Origin of the sequence: Pseudomonas sp. 2822-15 (assembly GCF_002742515.1) — a bacterium.
In the GTDB taxonomy this organism is placed as follows: domain Bacteria; phylum Pseudomonadota; class Gammaproteobacteria; order Pseudomonadales; family Pseudomonadaceae; genus Aquipseudomonas; species Aquipseudomonas salomonii.
In genome coordinates this window covers 1-230 of sequence record NZ_LJRY01000027.1, presented here as the reverse complement: position 1 = coordinate 230, position 230 = coordinate 1, and the positions used below count along the sequence as shown (strand labels likewise).

Genomic DNA, 230 nt, shown 5'->3' with positions numbered 1-230 from the left:
ATATGATTGGGTTATTCCAAAATTATTTAACGAGCTCTACGAAATAGAGAGCTTTGATAAAGTTGAGGAAGAAGAGATTGACCTAGTAAAGGAACCTGAACAGGGATTTTACGAAATGTCTGCCAACCCTAATCTAGTTGTTGAAAGAGGAGATAATCTCTTTAGTGGTTTGGTGGACAAATCCTTTCATTTAGACACTTATTGCTTTGATTCAAAACCAGAGAAAAAGT

1 protein-coding gene is annotated in these 230 nt (G+C 35.2%); it reads left to right on the top strand.

Annotation, left to right across the window (positions count from 1 at the left end):
- Positions 1 to 230, top strand: a 230-nt coding sequence (locus AOA59_RS32265) for a hypothetical protein (RefSeq protein WP_158235197.1), incomplete at both ends; no start/stop codon positions are given.